Genomic DNA, 17959 nt, shown 5'->3' on the forward strand with positions numbered 1-17959 from the left:
GACGTTTCGTGGGTACGCCAAAAAAGCATTTTGTCACAGATTTGTGTACAGCTTGTTCACGGCTTTGTGTACAATATCGGGGGTGTTCGACACTTTAGCGTACTGGTTTTGAAGCTTGAATAACCGGAAAAGATGCCATTACTAACCAGAAATTAGCGAAAAACAACCCATATATGCAAACCATAAGAGCTTTTATCATGTTCCCGATCGAGCAATAAAACATGCTTTCCATGGTCACTTATAAGGCCAAGCCAACGAAGCAGCATCATGAACAAAAACAGACGAAAAAGAAACACGAAAGGGTTCAGCTACAGCCTCTATCAGAGCCAAGCAGCCAGCACCGTGTTATCCATCATTGATCATCAACGAGAAAGGAAGAGAGAGTCATGAAAACCAATAATACCATTGCTGCCTTTCATATCATCCGTCGAGAAGAAAACGGCGGGCTGGTGTTAAACACAAACCAGCTATACACCTGGAACATTCCCAAACGCTTGCGCAAAGATCCGATTCAACCGGGAGACATCGTGCTCGTGAATACCAATCACGGACGGCGCACCGTGGTCGTCATGAACGTCTTTCGCGAAGAATTTGAAGAGACCGGAAAAATGTATAAGAAAGTCGTGAGCGTGGTCGAACGAGCGCCTGCTTCCCCCGCCCAAGAAGCATAACGATCCATCCATGGTGTTATTCATCTAGCATCTGTACATATTGAATAACCCTATCATATAGGGTAAAATAGAAGGGTATCAGGAGGGCTTATGCATCGAGAATTCATCTATACCCCGACGTTTGATAAACGCTGGGAACGACTGAAGTTATCGGATACCGATTTACGAGAGCTGGAGCAACTGTTACTCGAAGATCCGGAACGTGGAGATACGGAAACAGGGACCGGGGGCATTAAAAAAATGCGTTTTGCGCCTTCTCGTTCGAATCAGGGAAAAAGTGGTTCGTACCGCGTGGTTTATCTCAATATCCCCGTGACCGATCGAACGATTTGTATTTTGATTTTCACCAAATCGGAACAAGCAAGCTTATCGAAAGAAGAAAAGAATGAATTAAAGAAGCTATCCATCCAGTTGAAACAACTATATGGACAGCCATAAGGAGGCGTTAGACATGGGATCTTCTCTTTTTGACGAGATAAAAAAAAGCATGGAAGAAGCAGTGGCTTTTGGCGAAGGCGATCACACGAAAGGCCGGCGAAAAAACGTCGCCATTAAAGCTTTGCAAGTGTTTACGCCGGAAGAGATTAAGCAATTGCGCGAGCAACTGCAGTTTACGCAACGCGTCTTTGCTCAGGTTTTAGGAGTGTCTACTAAAACGGTGGAAGCGTGGGAAAAGGGGACGAATACGCCGAGTGGTTCTTCCCGCCGGCTTCTCGAAATTTACTGGAACCATCCCGATATTGCCGAACAAAAAGTCACGGAAAACGTGTGAGGGCATCGAGCATGGAAGTAGAAACATCAAATAGAAAACACGTAGCCGTTCGCGATTCCATCGTTTCGAACGGCTAGGTTTTGTTTACATAGTAGATCAGAATTTCATCTACCGTAATCGTTTTACCAACATCGAGTGGCCATAATGCAGATTATCGATATCTTTTAGCAACTCTCTCCAATAGTGCCTTTAATCTGCTTTCCTAAGCTTTTGGATGAAAATAATGCTAGTAATTATGCCTCCACATACACCACCTATCACAGCTACGTCAAAATCATGATCCCAGGGCATATTTATGATCATGTTTCTAAGAATTCGAAAGCTTAACCCGATAATGATAGATGCCATCGTAAGTCCTATAAAAATACCCAGTGTTTTCATCTTTATGATCCTCCTGGCTGCCATAGACCATTCAACATGCTTCTAATCTTTTTGTATTGCCTATGCTTCTCTAAATGTTTCTTCATGAATGGTTTCTTCTCTTCCTTTCATGATGCGAACGCTCCGTATTACCGGATCCATCCATAGGTGAGTCCAAGACTCAGCAAGCCAGTGCTCGCGCTGATGAACCCCACAACGATCATCACCGTAATGAGAAGATGCCGGCCTGCCTCCTCGTACTGCCGATAAAATTCCCGAGCCATACTGAACAAAAATATCGAAAAAACAAGGTTGAAGTAACCACTGGGAAACGACATTAGGCCAAACAATGATAAAAAATGAATGATAAGAACTCCTATCAAAATACCAACAATGATTTTTAGGTAGGCCGGGATCATAGTTCTCCTCCTAGTGATTCGTCACATCGATGCATGGACGCAGGGCCGTCTTCCCCATGCCCATAAGCGGGGATGCTCTTTATTGAACGAACATCATGGATAACGCTTCCTACGTTGGGGTATAAAAACCGTAAGGATATGTTAGGAATAATTCCCAGGATAAAGGAGAACAAACCATGACCCCATCCCGAACGACGTTGCCGAAACGAAAATTATACCCGCTTGTCACGGCCGGCATGCTGCTGATGGCTGCCGTACTTACGCTGATTGCCCTCGAATATACGCGAATGGGAGTGCTCCTCCTAGTCTACGGGGTAGGGGCTCAGCTCATCGTCCGCGCCGTATTGGAATGGACGGAGGGCATCTGCACGTTTTATTGGCGGTTACTGCTAGGGGCAGCGATTCTCTTGGTGATGCTCTCTTTTCGCCTGGTCCCCTGAAGATACTTCGAAGAAGGACAGGAAAGGAGAAGTCCCAGGATGAAACTTATCAGCATGATCATCAGCATGGGCGTCCTAGCGATGCTCTTTCAAATAGGCATCCATGGTGTGGCCAATCTCATGAACAAGCAGGCCTTTTGGCATTCATGGACCGATCGCATCGACATGGCCCTGGGGCTGGGCGTGATCCTTGGGATCGGGATATGGATTCGTCGAACATTTCCTCTGAAGAAACAGGGAGATCCTAGATAGGGAAAGGGAGGGCGGACATGGTATTCGTTTGGCATGTCCTTGGTTCTTATCGGCATTATTTCCCTCCTATATGGTTGGTTCTACGATCGCAACCTCCTCTTTGGCTTCATTTTCTCGATAACAGGGATAGTCGTAGTCATGGGGCGTGCCAATAAGCGGAACGAGGAGCGTTCCTTATGGTGTCGTATCGGTTTTCATCAGTACGAACTGGTAGGCGGAGACGAAGACTTGAATTCAAGAATGGTGTATCAATGCAAGCGTTGTGAGAAGAAGAAAAAGGTTTTTCGTGCCGTGTAGCAACGAGAAGGAAGCCGAAGACCTCCGAAGTTCTTTCATGTTCCCGAGAAGCATTGCTTCAGACTAAATTTCATCTACCGTACTTATTAAAAACTTAATTACCATAATGACGATTATCAGCAGTTTTCACAAAAAAAAGGGGGGGTCCAAAATTGGGTAGCCCCTTGTTCAGCGATCTAGAAGCCATGAGGGTTCCTTTTACTCTCCCCCGTTTTGTTTCTTGTCTTCCACAAGTCCGTTCCCTGCCCCGTTTCTTTTGCGGATGTCGTTTTGATATTCATTCAATTCTTCTTTGGACGGGAGCGTACGCATTTTCATGTTATATTCGGTACGGATCGCAGGACTTTCCTCCTGTGTTCCGACTGTTTTTTCCTCAACCCGGCGAACCCCGGATGTTTCCTGCTGCTGCATATCCTTTACTAATCGCCCAATATCTCTCGATACATCGCGGAAAATCATCAGCGTTCCCTCTCTTCGGTTTTATCTGTTTCTTCTGCCCGTTCCTTTTCTTGCGGTTTTTCGCTGGATTCGAGCTGTTCCACACGTTCGAGCAGGCGCTGATTTTCATCTTCAAGCCTTTTTGCGTTAGAAGAATAATGCGGGTCCGTTTCCCACCAGTCGATGCCCATTTCCTTGGCCTTGTCGACCGAAGCGACGACGAGGCGAATCTTGATGGTCAAGAGCTCCACATCTGCAATATTTACTTTTATATCTCCGGCAATCACAACGCCTTTATCCAGTACTGTTTCCAGTATTTCGACGAGGCCTCCGGCCAAATTATCGACGTTGGCCGGCTCAGCCGAGCGGCGCACGGGTTGTTCACTCATGATTCCTCTCCTCCTTTGTCGGGCTTTACATTAAGTTACCGAGTGGTCCAAGGTCAATATTTAAATCATCATCGGTCAGGTTAAATATTTCTTTCATTTCTTCCATTTTGTCTTCAAGCTGCATGAGGGCTTCTCCCAGCTGTTCAATTTGTTCCTCGGTCAAATCGCCGCCTTCCACCCGGCGCATGGCCTGGCGCTCCACGAGTTCACGCAGCAGTTCGACCACGGTCATGACCAGCTGGGTCAATCCTTCTTCAGCTTTTTCCGGGTCCAGGGAAATACGCCCGGTGGGCTGCTGGGCTTCTGTTACTTGAGGGTTTTTATCCATCGTTTCAGCCTCCTTTATTCAACGGGAGAAGATTCCGGCGAATGAGAAACAAATTCCTTTTGTGTTTTCGTTTCAGCCTGGCGGAGCGTTTCGACCGAGGCAATCAACACCCGTAGATCAACATAAACCAAATCAATACCTGCAATCGATATCGTTAAATCCCCCTGCAGCACGACCCCCTTTTCCAGGACGGCGTCTAAAACGTCCAGCAGGGACACTTCCCGGTTTTGAAGACTATCCCTGGGCATTGGCTTCACTCCTGCTTGTCAGTCCGGAAAAATGAAAGGATGGCCATGGGCCAGTACATTCCAAATCCAGTCCGGTACCGGCTGCTTCTTCCTGCCCCTGACGGTCTTCAATAAACTGGATAAATGCCTCGCGGTCTTTGGATTCAATTAAATAGACGGCGTTCCAGGCCATATCCTTCTCCCGGTCTGTCACTTTTCGTTCCCAATTTTTCTTTATCTCGGTTCCTTCACTTTTTGCTTTTAATTCTTCATGAAATGAGGTGCAGTGCTGTTCAATGTGATCGTCCGCTTTTCCTTCGACAAATTCTTTCATTTTCTTCTTTTCAAAAAAACGCCTCCCGGCCGGTAACGCTTCGATTTCTGCTTCTTTTTCCCGTATCTCTTCACTGTCCTGCACGACAGCCTCGATGAACAATTGCTGATCAGCATACACTTTAACGTTCCACTCTTCTTTACCGGCCAGAGTGGAAAATTTCGATATGATGGATTCCTTATAATCTTCCATCATCGCTGCGAGACTCGACCTCTTTTCAAAGATGGTCCCGAATTTTAAAGGAATGGTCGTATAACGATCATGCAAATGATTCATGATGGTATGGTGATGAAATGCTTTATTCTGCAGCCACTTCATATTTTCTACATTTTTTTGGAGTTGTTCTTCGGCAAATTCCGATTCAGGCACCTGGCAAATAACAGCTGTAATCTCTTCCTGCACGAAAAAATCAATACTGTTATCCGGCTCCATCCCCTCCACAGGCTCCATCGGTGCTTCGTGGTATTCTGCTGTAGGTACAAAAGCGTAAACATATACTAGAGCCGGAGCTCCTGCATTCGTTTCCAATATTCGTCACTCCTTGCTTTGATATTTTTCCCACAATGAGAGCTCACGTCCAGCATTTCATTTGTTTCTGCCTCTTCCTTTTCATTCAAAGGCAAAGAACGTCTCCCTTTACTAACCCGCTTCCCCATTTAACTGAAAAGTATTCATTGAATTTAATTCAGTTAAAATAAAATGATTCTTTCGGGCTTTTTAAGGCTCTTTCTTTCCATAAAAAGTTGCTAATCCCCTTTGCAGCCGATACACTGGAAACACATCTTTTTCAGCCCGTATCATGAAAATAGGAGTTCGTTTTTAATGGAAAATGCCAAATTAACAAAAAGAAAAAAGCAGGCGATACAGACAAAACAGAATATTTATAACGCCGCTTTAGCACTTATTCAACATAAAAGCTTTGATGACGTTACGATAGAAGAAATCAGTAAAAAAGCCGAAGTGTCCGTCGGATCTTTTTATTATTATTTTCATTCGAAAGAAGATATTTATTTAAGCATGTTTAAAAAACTGGATGAAGAGCTTTTTCGTGACTTTAATCCTGGAGATTATCCACAGTCAGGGGAAGATCTTCTCATTACCTTCTTTCTTCAACTGGCCCGCAGCGTTTCGGATTTAGGGTTAAATATTATTAAATATTCCTTGTTTAAAGAAGGCCCTGTTCCGTATTATAAGGACTTGTATATGAGTGAAGCCCTGCAGAAAATCATTAAAACCGGCCAGGCCGACAACGTCTTTACTTCCTCCATGAGCGAAGATGAAATGACGGAATACCTGTTTATTATCATGCAGGGCGTCATGCTGGATTGGTGTATCACCGACGAAGGCTATTCCCTCGAAGAAAAAACCGAACAGCTAATGAGACGCGTCGTCCTTTCCATTAAATATTAATGATCGTGTTATGAAAATAAAGACGATATCATGCAGCAGCAGAATGACATTCCCTCTAAAAAGTCCCTTCTCCGGGGACTTCAATCTATTCATTTAATACTTGGTGCATCTCTCCTTCGCCTTAAAACCGGGGTCTTACCTATGGCTAAAGCAGAACACCCCGGTTGGTTTTATTAAGAGGCCAAAGGGTATCGTTCTCCCCTCTCCCTTCGATTGGTTTAACTATATTTCATTATGTCTAAAACCCTTAACTTCTAGACAACATACTAAACACCCCGTTTTTATCAGCAAAACGGGGTGTTTTCCATCTAAAAGTTCGTCTATAATCAAATGTACAATACCTAGCAGACTTTTAGACATTTTGGGGGGACACTCATGACCCAACGTATTGGCTATGCGCGCGTTTCGACCTTTCACCAGGATTTCAGTTCCCAGCAGCAGCTGTTGGAAGAAGCCGGCTGCCATCGAATCTTTACTGAAAAGGTGACAGGAACAACAACCACCGAGCGAGAACAATTACAAGAAGCCATTCGGTACGCCCGCCCCGGTGATACCCTGGTGGTGACGAAAATTGACCGCCTGGCCCGTTCCATTATCGACCTCAACAACATCGTGCATGAACTAGCAGCCGAAGACATTTCGGCATTATTTCTGAAAGATAACATGGAGTTTCATGCTGGAGAGGGTACGAATAGCATGCAGACGCTGTTGTTTAACGTACTGGGGAGCTTTGCGCAGTTTGAGGCCGACTTGATCCGGGAGCGTACTACAGAAGGAAGAGAACGCGCGAAAGCGCAGGGGAAACATATGGGCCGTCCGGGTCAATCGGAAAAGGCAGTTCAGCAAGCCTTACAGCTCTTTGAGAACCGAGCCACCAATAACATGAGTGTGAACGATATTGTGAAAGTAACGGGCGTGCCCCGTTCGACCATTTATGCTAAAAGAAAATAAATAATCAATAAATTAAGAGAGTACAATAGTAAGGTTAATAACCAGCTTTTTCAAGAGATTTCCGTAAAGCAGTTAATCGACCTTCAAGATGCTTGTCTTGTTGAAATACCTGGGCAAATGTCTCTTTATCTTCTTGAAATTGTTCGTTATTCGAGCATTTTTTGATTTTCATATATTGATTCAAGCCAAGATCAATTTCCTTTTCAAGTGGTTCTTGGTCTTGATTATTCAAATGAATTTTCATCTCGCAAATTAAAATAGATAAATCCAGTACGCGATGAATTGGAAGTTCTTCTGATTGTCGAGACCACCTATTTCCAGTATAACGCCACATTTTGGCAGAAATATCTTGGCCAATTCTAGGATTCATCCATTGAGCTAAGCCCAAACTTAATCCTTTCGCATCAGAGTGAGGTGCATATTTGCCATCATTATGATCATGGTTTTCGACTGTAAGTATCGGACGATGCTTTAAATGTACTGGTAATTGCATATATAACATCCTTTTTTATTTGATAGATTCATCTTAAAGTACTTTAGCAAAAATGAAAAACCCCTACGTAGCGCCAGCACGTGGAAAATGCCTTTTATCGACACCATAGCTATATAGCGTATGTGAGATATGAATGTTTCTTCTAATTAAAGGAAAAATTGTAGTTAATATGTTATATTTTTAGAAGAATTTTAAATTTTTAGGGGGGCTATAATGCCAAACGTAGTATTTTTTAGTTTTAAAGAAGAAGATAGAGATGTAGTAGCAACTATTAAAGGACGAGCAATAAATTCTAACTACTCGGCACTGAATTTTCGAGTTAGAGATTTGTTAAAACGTTGGGATACTGAAGCTACGTCTGTGATTAGAGGAGCTATCTCTCAAAAACTAAATGGAACTTCTCGCACCATTGTTTTCGTTGGGGATAACACGCACCAAAGTTATTGGGTGCCTCAAGAAGTGCAAATGACACTAGAAGCTGACAAACCGGTATATGCTATGCGATTAAGAGACACAAACGGCAGAATACCTAATTGTTTGTCTGAAAACAACATTCATGTATATCAATGGAGTGAAACAAAGCTTCAGGAATTAGCAACAAGATAGATTTTATTAAAAAATTATTAATAGTGATGATTGGGTGATTGAGATGGCAGATAGTTCTAGGGGAACCTGTTTTGTAATTATGGGGTATGGAATAAAGACGGACTATGCTACAGGCAGAAATTTAAACCTGGACAAAACGTATAAAAATATTATAAAACCAGCTGCTGAAGAAGCTGGTTTAAATTGCGTAAGAGCTGATGAGATTAAGCATTCTGGTACTATAGACGTTCCTATGTATAAGTCATTAATCAGTGCAGATGTTGTTATAGCAGACCTTTCGACTAATAATTCTAATGCTTTTTATGAATTAGGAGTTAGACACGCATTAAAGCCTAAAACGACTGTTGCTATAGGAGAAAGAGAATTAAAGCCGCCATTTGATGTAAATCATACAGTCATTCATCAATATGAACATTTAGGAAGCGATATAGGCTATGATGAAGTGTTGAGATTTAAGCAGGAGCTTAAAGAAACGATAGATAAAATTTTAAATACTCAGGATGTAGATAGTCCAGTTTACACTTATTTGAATGATTTAAATCCTCCTTATTTCAATGAGCAAATGGAAGCAGAAAGTAAAGCTGAAAGTTCCAATGAAACATTGGGCGAATTAATAGAACAAGCCATAAGTAAATTAGATAATGACGAATTTATAAGTGCTAAAAGTCTTTTAGAATATGCAAATGAAATAGATCCCCACAACGAATATATTTTGCAGAAAATAGTTCTGGCTACTTATAAAAGTGAATCTCCAGATCGACTAAGTTCCTTAAATGAAGCTTTAAATATGTTAGACTCTTTGAATTTAAAAAATACTACCGATCCCGAAACTTTAGGTTTAGCAGGCGCTATTCATAAGCGTTTATGGGAAACATTGAATGACGAAAAACATTTATTAGAATCAATCTCCAATTATGAAAAAGGATTCTATATAAAAAATGATTATTATAACGGTATTAATTTAGCTTATCTTTATAATTTAAAAGGGAGTATTAGTCATGATCATAATCAGTCGATAGCAGATTATATTATCGCCAATAGAATCCGTAGAAGGGTAATAGACATTTGTCAATCTCATCACCAATCCGATACATTTGAAGAAAGAGACGATAAGTATTGGATAATGGCTACCTTAGCGGAGGCCTATTATGGTTTAGAAGATGAATTTGAGTACGAGATGTATAAGCGAAAAGCAGATCAGATATCGACAGAAAATTGGGAACAAGCGACTACTAATGAACAAATATCGAAATTAAAAAGTTTGTTAGAAAAATCTCCTTTAAATTAGAAAGCAATCTTACTTGAAAAATAATTATGCCTAAAACTATTGAGAAAATCTCCTTTCTCAATAGTTTTTAAGAATTTTATACCAATAACCTAAGGAAATGAGCTTTCCTTAGGTTCAATCCTGAACTCTCCACTTTTCTCATTAATATTTCTATGCTATGATTAACGTACAACAAAAATAAAGCATCGTTACACGAAACCCCTAGGTACGTCACTACCTAGGGGTTTTTTGTGGGCTAATCGCCGCCCATTCACTTTTTGTTCCGTTTACTTAGCCAATAAACGAAACTGTTCCCTGTTATTAACACGAGGATCGGGAACAAAAGATCCTGCAACAACAAATAAAGCACCGTTACACCCCCTTTCAAACGATGTTCGCCTGAAAGGAATGGGCGACAAACGCTATTATAACACGCTATAAGGTGGCGAATTGCTTGTATTTGTTTATATAGACAACAAAAATAAAAAAATTATGATCGGAAATAATTTTTTTATTGAATCCTGAATCTCTTCGTTGAAATTAAATCAATAGAATTATAAAGATGATAAAATCCTAAAGTAAGCTTTCCATTTATTCTGTCTATGAATCTTCTAAGCTCCAGATCAATCGTTTTATAAAAGTCTTTGGTCGTGCCAATAACATTGGGCTAATTGAGATAAATTGGCTCAGTTCTTCTCGTTTTTTTCAAAGAAAATCTGTTCCATATGTGAAATAAAATAGTGAAGCATTAATATCTTTGGATAGTCCCTATCTTTAGAAACTTCTTCAACTTTTCTTCTTAAAGTTTGATAAAAGCTTTTCCACCACTCTACTTTTATTTCATCCTCCTCCCTCACGTATATTTCTATTAAAGACGTGATACGACTGTGTATACTTCCTATATTCTTTTGATTAGTATAATAAAAAACAATATCCACCAATTCTTCCGGCTCTATTTCAAATTTATAGTCCAGGTGCCCCATGTTTTCTAACCAGTCCATGATCACTTTTGAATCTTTTTGCGCTTCAGCTAACCATTCTTCCTTTTTGTTTGCATAAAACTGTTCCTTCTTTGCTTCAATTGTTTCAAACATAACTCTATACAGTTTTTGAAGAGACTCATCATTGGAATTAGGCCTTATAATTAGCCCACTACCACGAATTATTCTTTCAGGTGGTATTTTTTCTAAAGAAATTTCAAATTTATTGTAAACTTCTTGTGCAGATATTTTTGGATATATACCCAAATCGTTCAAACCCTGCACTAAATGAAAGGCATTGCGATAATCTTTTAGAGGCAATTCGCCTTGGTCTAATTTATCTAAAATTTGGTCTACAGTTTCAATCATTTCTTTATCAGATTTTATATCTTCTGGATAATCGATCTTTCTTTGAATACTGGTTTCTTCTTTCTGTTCTAGTAACAATCTATCAATTTCTTCTTTTATAACAATATTATTCAGTTCTCCATGTCCTACTAAATAAAATACCATTATGTGCAAGTTATTATTTATATACCCTATCCCATTAGTTCCTTCAGGAAAATTCTTTAAGTAATTTTCTCCTGTTCTTTCAATCCCTGTTTCCCTTTTTTGCTTAATTAGTTCTTCTATAGATGTGCTTAAAAAGCTTATACTTTGTGTTTTAGGTATACTACCTATATCTAATTCTCCTATTTTTTGTGCAAAGGTGAATTGAATTGTATTAACAACGATATTTTTCCTTCTTTTTTTATCTAGTTCTTTTAACTTTTTAATGCCTATTGCTTTATAGAGACTGTAAGAATCATTGAATGCTTGGTATAGCACGCGAAAATTGAAGCTGTCTGTATGAATTAAGTACCGATTAATTTCATCTTCTAAATCTAAAAAGTCTTTATACAATACTTTTGAAATAGCATTTCCATACCCTTTATTATAAAAATCTATAAAATGGTGAACGACATCCCAGGAAGACTGGTTTAATTTTATAGTTTTGCCGATAACCTTTTCTTTGTATTTCTTGTAGTAATAATTATTGTTTGCTTCGATTTCTTCTTCATTACTTAATATAATTATTTTTAAATCGTTTTCCTCGAGTAGTTGGTCTATTAATCCTAAAACATTTTTTATGGGTATAGAAGTTCTTTCTAAATCATCAATGCAAAGTATAGTTTGGTTAATATTTATAAAGTTTTTTGGTTCCCAAGATATATCTTTGTCGGTCATGCGAAAATATCTTAATGCTCCTACGGCAATCGACTGAAAGCCCTCATTAAACATTTCCTTTCCCTTGATTGAATCTTTATTTAAAAATTTATAGTAAATACTGGCTTTTAACTCGTCCTCATCTTTTATTCCATATAAAGAAAGGTATTGGATATTTTTCGGAATGTAATGATCTTCCAATTCTTTTCTCAAATTATTTTTCCAGTAATGGGTCTTACCAGACCCCCACTGGCCTTTAATAAGAACAGCATAACCGGGTTTTTTTAATTTTATGTAATCAATTACTGTTTCTTTAATAGGATCTTGCACTCTACTCATCCCACCTTACAATAATTTATACTCACCATAATATTAGTACAGTTTAAGCTTATAAAGAAATTCTGGGGTTTAATTGCATGTCATTGAATAAGTTTAATTTGACGATTTAAATTTTATTAGACTTTATTGTTTTTAAAGCTTCCCCTGTAGCAGCAAAAGACATCGCAATAGTTAACAATCGGTACATATCTTTTTCTGTCCATTTTTCTGGCGTAGATTTTCCATGCATTGCTAAATTTCTTCTGAGAATTCCGTCATACGGTTCATTATATTGAGCCTTAGCAAATACTTTGTTTTCTACGAGCTTCTTAAACACCTCGACTGATGAATAATAACGTCGAATCTTTTCTAACCCTTCTCTTTCATTTTCAATTTCCTCACATACATTTTTTCTTATTTGAGTAGAATTTTTTTCTTCTAAGTGTTCACTCTTTATGTTAACCATTAAACGTTCCATTACAATAAAGAGAAGAGGAATTGCACTTACAATATCTTTTCTTTGTATATTATTGTATAGACTATTGACCAAAGTTTCCCAACCATCACCTAATTGATGACTTAGTCTTCGCCAAGATTTACTCTGTTTAGTGAAATTAGAGTTTTCTTCTAATCTTGCTTTATTAAAAAAATTGATCATCAATTCATCAATTTTCTCTTGTTTTTCCAATTGAATATTTGTTTTTTCATTCACTTCAAATACGTCATAATATAAATGCCATGGAACTTCCTCCATATACCCCCAATCGGTCTCTATTAAAGCGTCTATAACTTCAGTGTCTAGTCTATTAGAGAGATCTTGAAGAGCATAAGAGATTATAGTAATCTTTTCTATCATTTCTTTGTCTAATTTGTTCAAAACATTCACTAATTTGTCTGAAAACGAAAAGCCTGTCTTTGTTATGCTATCCAACCTTTTTGATAAGGAGTCCAATAATTGATTGGAGGAAAGAGAATAGTAGCTGGAATAAGATTGATTTTTAGGCACTTGCATAAAAGCCTCTTTATCTATTTTTATCATTATTAGCCCTGCCTTCATTCATTTTTGATTCCGCACGTTCTTTTAAATTTCTAAGATTGCTAGCCATTGTAATTGTTTCCATAGTTTTATCAATATGTTTTTCTTTAATTCGTTGCCTCTTTTCCTTTTTCTGTCTTGCTACTGCTAAGAGTGAATTGGTAAAGACTATCCTAATTTTTCACTCATTTTTTCTATCAACCAATAAGCATATGCGCTTGAAGTATTTCTCCGATGAACACAAACATCAAATCACTAAATGAAATAATGACTTTCCAGCCCATCGGGAGCCTTTCTTGTTATATATACGATCATTGTAAATGGTTTCCATGTAATTTCAAATGATATAATAACCATTGCAACAATAGGTCACATAGATTTTAAAAATATTTGTATGGAGGATCTAATGGAAGACCACACTTATTTTTCAGATAAACCTTTAAATTCTTTTGAAGAAGATTTTTTTAATAGATCTCCGTTTGCTAAAAGAGTAGCAGAGGTAATAGAAACATCTTTAAGTGCGGAAAGCACAGTGATCGGGATTAATGGAAAGTGGGGGGAAGGGAAAACATCTGTACTCAATCTCATAGAGGGGTATTTTCAAGAAGAAGAGAAATCAGACATTCTTACAATTAGATTTAATCCGTGGTTATTTAGTAATGAAGAAGAAATGTTAACAAATATCTTCTACTTATTTGCTGATAAATTAAAGATAGATTTAGAAACAAAAAAAGAAAAAACAGGTAATTTTATAAGAAACCGTATTAAACCAATAAGTAAAGTTTTATCAAATTTTCCTAAAGTTCCAGATATAGGCACTCAATTAACAGCCTTTTTTGTAAAAGCGAATATCGATGAGCTTAGAGAAAGAATAGAAAAAATACTATTGGATACTAATAAAAGAATTGTCATCTTCGTAGATGACATTGACCGTTTGGATAAAGAAGAAATCTATAGCATATTTAAGATCGTAAAATTAACTACTGACTTTAAAAACATTACATACGTTTTGGCTTTTGATAATGATTTAGTAGCTTCAGCAATCAAAGATAAATATGGTAATGATAATATTCAAGCTGGGTATGACTTTTTAGAAAAAATTGTTCAAATTCCATTACCGCTACCTAAAATTGATTTTTCTATATTAAGAACCCATGCACTCAAAAGTATAGATAGTGCTCTATCAAGTGCAACAATAGAGTTGTCGGAAAGTAAGGCTCAACGTTTCGTAAACGAATTCAGAGGACTTGAACCGTTCTTAGACACTCCAAGAAAAATTGGTCTACTTTCTAATTTACTGCATTTTTCATTACCCATGCTGAAAGATGAAGTAAACACAGTAGATTTACTCTTAATTGAAGCAATTAAGTCATTTGTGCCTGATGTTTATAAATTAGTTAGAAATAATAAAAGTTTGTTCTTGGATAACGCTGAAAATAAAATGAATAATGAAGAAAAAAAGAAAGAACTAAATAGAAAAAAAGATGCTATTAATGAAGCAATTAAGTTTTATAGCTTTGAAAAAAGGCGTGGTTTAATTGAGGTACTCAAAAATCTTTTTCCATTTATCACACCTGCGTTTGAAAACATAAGCATTGCTGGTGGACCCTCATCACAGTGGCAGAAAGAACAACGTATTTGCTCTAACTTGTACTTTGACAGGTATTTTTTATATTCTATATCTCCTTCCGATGTAGCAGATGAAAAAATTAAACAATTCTTTACTGGGTTAGAAAAACAATCAAAAGATAATATTGAAAACTCCATAGATTTTTTAAGAACATTAATTGATGATTCGAATGACAAAATTGTTTTGGAAAAAATCAAGGATTATATTGATCGTATTGATGATGATCAAAGAAAAAAGCTCTGTGTAATACTTGCTCGCACAAGTGATCTTATGTCTGATCCTGTTACTTTTTTAGGTTTAGATTCTCCTTTACGTACAAGTGCGACTATTACTGGTCAATTAATTCATGGTCTACAAAAAAAAGAAGAGATCAGGGAAATGACCGAAAAAGTTTTTAAGGAAAGTTCCGTTCTTTCTTTTGCAGTAAATTGTTTCTATTCTATAGGAGCAATTAGTAAAAGAGATCATGACGATACCGAGTCCGGCGATAATTTAATAAACGATATAGGACGTAACCTAAGTAAGCACTTATTGAATGAAGCTTACAAACTTTTAAGTGAGGACATTGAAAAAATTAATTCTTCGGTAAGACTATCAAGTCTCATTGTTATATGTGGACAATATGGTCAACAAAAAGAATTGAATGATTTATTAAAAATAATTTTAGATAAAGACGAAAAATACGCGACAAAAATAATAAGGTCCTTTCTTAGTAAAGTTCATACAGCAAATATGGTTGTAGAAGGGGAATTTGAAAAAGATAAGTATGAATCAATAAAAAAATATATTGATATTAATCTAATAAAAAATTCAATTCAAAAAATATATAATGAAGAAGAATTAGCTTATGAGGATTTAATACCAGGTATAGATCCAACAGATAAAGAATTAGCAAGTCAGTTTCTATGGTATGTTAAACAAGATGATACTAATTAATATTAAAAATATCTGGAGCAGTGTCTATCTTCAAAATAGGAAAACTCCTTTTTATCTACTTTCTTAGTTTTTATGTTTAATAGGGTACTATCAGAAGATTATTATTGATGGATGAAATTTATTGGTTATGAAAAATGAGGTGATTATGATGAGTAGAAATCAAGAAGAACCATTATCTCTATCCTTTGAGAATTATCATCAAGAACAACCATTATTTCAAAAAGTTCCTAATCTTATTGAAAAGGTAAGAGGGGGGATAGAAAACAGAAACGATTTAATTTATCTGAATTCTTTAAACTACCCTGATCACTCACGTAGAGACAACTTTTTCCTGCAAAACAGTAATTATTTATCAGTTGATTCACGGTTACCTTTGGAAATTCCAAATTTTTTATTAGAAAAATATAATAGTGATCAAATTTCAATTCGTATTCACCCTTACGAAATATATTCAGAAGAACCTGAAGAGTATATTAAAAAAGCTACTTTTCGTCCCCCTGATCCAAATTGGATTGAAAATATTAGTTTGCATCTAAACGAAAAAAAAGGAAGTAAATTTGTCCCCATTGAAAATAGTGAAGATTTTGATGAGCAAATAGACTATCTTGAGCAAATTAAAATGTTTGAAACGTTTGCTACATTAAGAAAAGCAAATCATTTCACTATGTCTTTAGAAGAAATTCAAAACTGTAAAGATGATATGCTGATTGGACGTTATATACATTTAGACGCTTTGAATGTTCTAAATGTTCCTTTTCAAGACGCTAAATTAAATCATTTAGACTTAGCTATAAACGTCTATAAAAATGAAAGTAGAGAATCAAGATTAAACCAAAGTTTAAGTTCTGAAGGCAATGTCGAATCGGCGTCTTATCGAACGCACCTTATAAGAATTGATAATATAATGTTTGCAGATTTAATACAAATAGCTCACATGTTTTTTCAATCTAAATCGTTAATTAAGCAATGGGAAGAATCCCAATTTAAAAAGCTGGAATAGTATTTTCGCTTAAGAGTGAAAGAATACATTAAACTGAAAGATAGTCGTTGAAGGCGGTTTGAGAAAAGTTCTTTTGTCCATAAGCGAGCGTTAGGTATCAATCGTATTTAGCGAGGTGTGACAAACAGCCCCACTTGATTCGGCGATAATGTCGTTGTTACTAGCGAAACGCTGCTTTGACTTCTCGAGGCACGATGATCCGTATCAAATTTCTTTCGAGGGCAAGGCCTCCAATATTGTTTGAGACGTAAAAGTTCGTGGGTGTTATTAGGAGAAAGCATAAGAGGTCATCCTATACACATAGGTAAGGGCTTCTCCATTTTTGGAAAAGCCCTTTTAAAACAATGATAATATAATTTCACGCATCGTAATTATAAATTTAAATTAAAATAACTCACAATTATTTCGATTTCTTATTATCAATTTGTTGTTTGATTCTATCTACCATATCATCATCTTTTTGTTTTCTTCCTCTTTTTTCAAATTGTTCATTAGCATTATTATTTTCATCTTTACGATTATTCTCATCCTTACGTTTTTCGCTCAATATGAAACCCCCTAATTCATGCATTAATTTCTTCGAATATTTCAATCATTATATCACCAGAAGGGCTATAATAAACATACTTAGGTTTCAAACTTATTAATTTAAGCCGCCTTCCTTCCTGAAAAATTTCAGTATCTTTAACAATAACTTCTAAATTATCGAAATCATTAGTAAGAGATAGCTGATGAATAAATCCTTCCATAATAGGTTTTTCTGTATTGTTACTTAAGTTATACACTCTTACTGGTGCAGTAGAATTAGGTTTAACAATCTCGTCGTTCCAATATGTTTTAAAGTAAGTATTTCCGTATATACCACCTAAAGAACCTATAATTTTCACTGATATTAGTCCAAGAATATAAGCGATAACAAATAAGAGAATTACTAAAAGGAGAAAATTATAAGCATTACTATAAAAACTTTCGATGCTACGAACAGTAATCAAACTTGAAAATAAACCTGTGCATTTAGATATGAATAGTATAATTGCAAAAATAACTACGTCAAATAGCAATGAAACTAGTGCTTTATCAATAGTAGTAAATTTGCTCCCAAATTGTTCGGCATAGGAGGCGATTACTTTAAGAGTTAGATACCCTGGAAGTAAAAAAATGAATGTTAATAAAGGTATAATACTCATGTTATAATATTT

23 protein-coding genes are annotated in these 17959 nt (G+C 36.9%); 11 read left to right on the plus strand and 12 right to left on the minus strand.

All coding sequences use genetic code 11. The features are described from left to right. Nucleotides 1–386 precede the first annotated feature (386 nt). From Q0757_RS16290 to Q0757_RS16300, 3 genes are all read left to right on the plus strand, one after another. Nucleotides 387–671 carry a DUF5839 family protein gene (locus Q0757_RS16290; RefSeq protein ID WP_298789178.1) on the plus strand — a complete coding sequence of 95 codons (285 nt, stop codon included), beginning with the start codon at nucleotides 387–389 and terminating at the stop codon, nucleotides 669–671. Between the two features lie 90 nt (nucleotides 672–761). Continuing rightward, the gene (locus tag Q0757_RS16295; protein WP_298789179.1) at nucleotides 762–1109 is read left to right on the plus strand and encodes a type II toxin-antitoxin system RelE/ParE family toxin; all 348 of its coding nucleotides are present in this window, start codon (nucleotides 762–764) and stop codon (nucleotides 1107–1109) included. Between the two features lie 13 nt (nucleotides 1110–1122). Further along, nucleotides 1123–1443: a DNA-binding transcriptional regulator gene (locus Q0757_RS16300; protein ID WP_298789180.1), complete on the plus strand. Its 321-nt coding sequence runs from the start codon at nucleotides 1123–1125 to the stop codon at nucleotides 1441–1443. A gap of 189 nt (nucleotides 1444–1632) precedes the next feature. On the opposite strand, the gene Q0757_RS16305 is transcribed toward Q0757_RS16300, so the two are convergent. Together Q0757_RS16305 and Q0757_RS16310 are read right to left on the minus strand one after the other, a co-directional pair. Beyond that, nucleotides 1633–1824: a hypothetical protein gene (locus Q0757_RS16305; protein WP_298789181.1), complete on the minus strand. Its 192-nt coding sequence runs from the start codon at nucleotides 1822–1824 to the stop codon at nucleotides 1633–1635. A gap of 128 nt (nucleotides 1825–1952) precedes the next feature. Further along, complete coding sequence (locus Q0757_RS16310; RefSeq protein WP_298789182.1) at nucleotides 1953–2222, minus strand: hypothetical protein; 270 nt, start codon at nucleotides 2220–2222, stop codon at nucleotides 1953–1955. A gap of 176 nt (nucleotides 2223–2398) precedes the next feature. Here Q0757_RS16310 and Q0757_RS16315 point away from each other — a divergent pair, with 176 nt between their 5' ends. Further along, on the plus strand, nucleotides 2399–2662 hold the full coding sequence (locus Q0757_RS16315) for a hypothetical protein (protein WP_298789183.1): 264 nt from the start codon (nucleotides 2399–2401) through the stop codon (nucleotides 2660–2662). Between the two features lie 39 nt (nucleotides 2663–2701). Beyond that, nucleotides 2702–2914: a hypothetical protein gene (locus Q0757_RS16320; protein WP_298789184.1), complete on the plus strand. Its 213-nt coding sequence runs from the start codon at nucleotides 2702–2704 to the stop codon at nucleotides 2912–2914. Nucleotides 2915–3409: 495 nt separating this feature from the next. Here Q0757_RS16320 and Q0757_RS16325 read toward each other — a convergent pair whose 3' ends face one another. From Q0757_RS16325 to Q0757_RS16345, 5 genes are read right to left on the minus strand one after another with little or no spacing between them, the layout of a single operon-like run. Further along, on the minus strand, nucleotides 3410–3670 hold the full coding sequence (locus Q0757_RS16325; RefSeq protein WP_298789185.1) for a hypothetical protein: 261 nt from the start codon (nucleotides 3668–3670) through the stop codon (nucleotides 3410–3412). Further along, nucleotides 3670–4038, minus strand: coding sequence for a gas vesicle protein (locus Q0757_RS16330; protein ID WP_298789186.1), 369 nt, complete (start codon nucleotides 4036–4038; stop codon nucleotides 3670–3672). The genes Q0757_RS16325 and Q0757_RS16330 overlap by 1 nt, the downstream gene beginning before the upstream one ends. Before the next feature lie 25 nt (nucleotides 4039–4063). Further along, nucleotides 4064–4366, minus strand: a complete 303-nt coding sequence (locus Q0757_RS16335) for a gas vesicle protein K (protein WP_298789187.1) — start codon at nucleotides 4364–4366, stop codon at nucleotides 4064–4066. 14 nt (nucleotides 4367–4380) lie between these two features. After that, the gene (locus Q0757_RS16340; RefSeq protein ID WP_298789188.1) at nucleotides 4381–4614 is read right to left on the minus strand and encodes a gas vesicle protein; all 234 of its coding nucleotides are present in this window, start codon (nucleotides 4612–4614) and stop codon (nucleotides 4381–4383) included. Beyond that, entirely contained in the window at nucleotides 4601–5455 is an 855-nt protein-coding gene (locus Q0757_RS16345; RefSeq protein WP_298789189.1) for a GvpL/GvpF family gas vesicle protein, read from the minus strand. Before Q0757_RS16345 ends, Q0757_RS16340 begins: the two co-directional genes overlap by 14 nt. A 294-nt stretch (nucleotides 5456–5749) precedes the next feature. Here Q0757_RS16345 and Q0757_RS16350 point away from each other — a divergent pair, with 294 nt between their 5' ends. Then, complete coding sequence (locus Q0757_RS16350) at nucleotides 5750–6337, plus strand: TetR/AcrR family transcriptional regulator (protein ID WP_298789190.1); 588 nt, start codon at nucleotides 5750–5752, stop codon at nucleotides 6335–6337. 375 nt (nucleotides 6338–6712) lie between these two features. Next, nucleotides 6713–7288 carry a recombinase family protein gene (locus Q0757_RS16355; RefSeq protein WP_298789191.1) on the plus strand — a complete coding sequence of 192 codons (576 nt, stop codon included), beginning with the start codon at nucleotides 6713–6715 and terminating at the stop codon, nucleotides 7286–7288. A 34-nt stretch (nucleotides 7289–7322) separates the two neighbouring features. Here the strand turns inward: Q0757_RS16355 and Q0757_RS16360 are convergent, their stop codons facing one another. Further along, complete coding sequence (locus Q0757_RS16360; RefSeq protein ID WP_298789192.1) at nucleotides 7323–7781, minus strand: DUF6530 family protein; 459 nt, start codon at nucleotides 7779–7781, stop codon at nucleotides 7323–7325. A gap of 213 nt (nucleotides 7782–7994) precedes the next feature. Between Q0757_RS16360 and Q0757_RS16365 the strand changes: the two genes are divergently transcribed. Further along, nucleotides 7995–8387, plus strand: a complete 393-nt coding sequence (locus tag Q0757_RS16365) for a TIR domain-containing protein (RefSeq protein WP_298789193.1) — start codon at nucleotides 7995–7997, stop codon at nucleotides 8385–8387. Nucleotides 8388–8430: 43 nt separating this feature from the next. Then, nucleotides 8431–9675, plus strand: a complete 1245-nt coding sequence (locus Q0757_RS16370) for a TRAFs-binding domain-containing protein (RefSeq protein ID WP_298789194.1) — start codon at nucleotides 8431–8433, stop codon at nucleotides 9673–9675. A 665-nt stretch (nucleotides 9676–10340) separates the two neighbouring features. Here Q0757_RS16370 and Q0757_RS16375 read toward each other — a convergent pair. Together Q0757_RS16375 and Q0757_RS16380 are read right to left on the minus strand one after the other, a co-directional pair. Then, a complete protein-coding gene (locus Q0757_RS16375; protein WP_298789195.1) occupies nucleotides 10341–12170 on the minus strand; it encodes a P-loop NTPase fold protein in 1830 nt (609 codons plus the stop codon). A gap of 115 nt (nucleotides 12171–12285) precedes the next feature. Beyond that, complete coding sequence (locus tag Q0757_RS16380) at nucleotides 12286–13197, minus strand: hypothetical protein (protein ID WP_298789196.1); 912 nt, start codon at nucleotides 13195–13197, stop codon at nucleotides 12286–12288. A 403-nt stretch (nucleotides 13198–13600) separates the two neighbouring features. Between Q0757_RS16380 and Q0757_RS16385 the strand changes: the two genes are divergently transcribed. Together Q0757_RS16385 and Q0757_RS16390 are read left to right on the plus strand one after the other, a co-directional pair. Further along, on the plus strand, nucleotides 13601–15760 hold the full coding sequence (locus tag Q0757_RS16385) for a P-loop NTPase fold protein (protein WP_298789197.1): 2160 nt from the start codon (nucleotides 13601–13603) through the stop codon (nucleotides 15758–15760). Between the two features lie 148 nt (nucleotides 15761–15908). Continuing rightward, nucleotides 15909–16760: a hypothetical protein gene (locus tag Q0757_RS16390; protein ID WP_298789198.1), complete on the plus strand. Its 852-nt coding sequence runs from the start codon at nucleotides 15909–15911 to the stop codon at nucleotides 16758–16760. A gap of 400 nt (nucleotides 16761–17160) precedes the next feature. On the opposite strand, the gene Q0757_RS16395 is transcribed toward Q0757_RS16390, so the two are convergent. Continuing rightward, nucleotides 17161–17307, minus strand: coding sequence for a hypothetical protein (locus Q0757_RS16395; RefSeq protein ID WP_298789199.1), 147 nt, complete (start codon nucleotides 17305–17307; stop codon nucleotides 17161–17163). Nucleotides 17308–17323: 16 nt separating this feature from the next. Next, complete coding sequence (locus Q0757_RS16400) at nucleotides 17324–17947, minus strand: hypothetical protein (RefSeq protein WP_298789200.1); 624 nt, start codon at nucleotides 17945–17947, stop codon at nucleotides 17324–17326. Nucleotides 17948–17959: the final 12 nt, after the last annotated feature.

This window comes from uncultured Marinococcus sp., from assembly GCF_947493875.1.
Classification (GTDB): Bacteria; Bacillota; Bacilli; order Bacillales; family Marinococcaceae; genus Marinococcus.

Bases quoted from the DNA above. Each gene is read 5' to 3' on its own strand.
- Q0757_RS16290 (WP_298789178.1), top strand. From the start codon at position 387: ATGAAAACCAATAATACCATTGCTGCCTTTCATATCATCCGTCGAGAA.
- Q0757_RS16295 (WP_298789179.1), top strand. From the start codon at position 762: ATGCATCGAGAATTCATCTATACCCCGACGTTTGATAAACGCTGGGAA.
- Q0757_RS16300 (WP_298789180.1), top strand. From the start codon at position 1,123: ATGGGATCTTCTCTTTTTGACGAGATAAAAAAAAGCATGGAAGAAGCA.
- Q0757_RS16305 (WP_298789181.1), bottom strand. From the start codon at position 1,824: ATGAAAACACTGGGTATTTTTATAGGACTTACGATGGCATCTATCATT.
- Q0757_RS16310 (WP_298789182.1), bottom strand. From the start codon at position 2,222: ATGATCCCGGCCTACCTAAAAATCATTGTTGGTATTTTGATAGGAGTT.
- Q0757_RS16315 (WP_298789183.1), top strand. From the start codon at position 2,399: ATGACCCCATCCCGAACGACGTTGCCGAAACGAAAATTATACCCGCTT.
- Q0757_RS16320 (WP_298789184.1), top strand. From the start codon at position 2,702: ATGAAACTTATCAGCATGATCATCAGCATGGGCGTCCTAGCGATGCTC.
- Q0757_RS16325 (WP_298789185.1), bottom strand. From the start codon at position 3,670: ATGATTTTCCGCGATGTATCGAGAGATATTGGGCGATTAGTAAAGGAT.
- Q0757_RS16330 (WP_298789186.1), bottom strand. From the start codon at position 4,038: ATGAGTGAACAACCCGTGCGCCGCTCGGCTGAGCCGGCCAACGTCGAT.
- Q0757_RS16335 (WP_298789187.1), bottom strand. From the start codon at position 4,366: ATGGATAAAAACCCTCAAGTAACAGAAGCCCAGCAGCCCACCGGGCGT.
- Q0757_RS16340 (WP_298789188.1), bottom strand. From the start codon at position 4,614: ATGCCCAGGGATAGTCTTCAAAACCGGGAAGTGTCCCTGCTGGACGTT.
- Q0757_RS16350 (WP_298789190.1), top strand. From the start codon at position 5,750: ATGGAAAATGCCAAATTAACAAAAAGAAAAAAGCAGGCGATACAGACA.
- Q0757_RS16355 (WP_298789191.1), top strand. From the start codon at position 6,713: ATGACCCAACGTATTGGCTATGCGCGCGTTTCGACCTTTCACCAGGAT.
- Q0757_RS16360 (WP_298789192.1), bottom strand. From the start codon at position 7,781: ATGCAATTACCAGTACATTTAAAGCATCGTCCGATACTTACAGTCGAA.
- Q0757_RS16365 (WP_298789193.1), top strand. From the start codon at position 7,995: ATGCCAAACGTAGTATTTTTTAGTTTTAAAGAAGAAGATAGAGATGTA.
- Q0757_RS16370 (WP_298789194.1), top strand. From the start codon at position 8,431: ATGGCAGATAGTTCTAGGGGAACCTGTTTTGTAATTATGGGGTATGGA.
- Q0757_RS16380 (WP_298789196.1), bottom strand. From the start codon at position 13,197: ATGATAAAAATAGATAAAGAGGCTTTTATGCAAGTGCCTAAAAATCAA.
- Q0757_RS16385 (WP_298789197.1), top strand. From the start codon at position 13,601: ATGGAAGACCACACTTATTTTTCAGATAAACCTTTAAATTCTTTTGAA.
- Q0757_RS16390 (WP_298789198.1), top strand. From the start codon at position 15,909: ATGAGTAGAAATCAAGAAGAACCATTATCTCTATCCTTTGAGAATTAT.
- Q0757_RS16400 (WP_298789200.1), bottom strand. From the start codon at position 17,947: ATGAGTATTATACCTTTATTAACATTCATTTTTTTACTTCCAGGGTAT.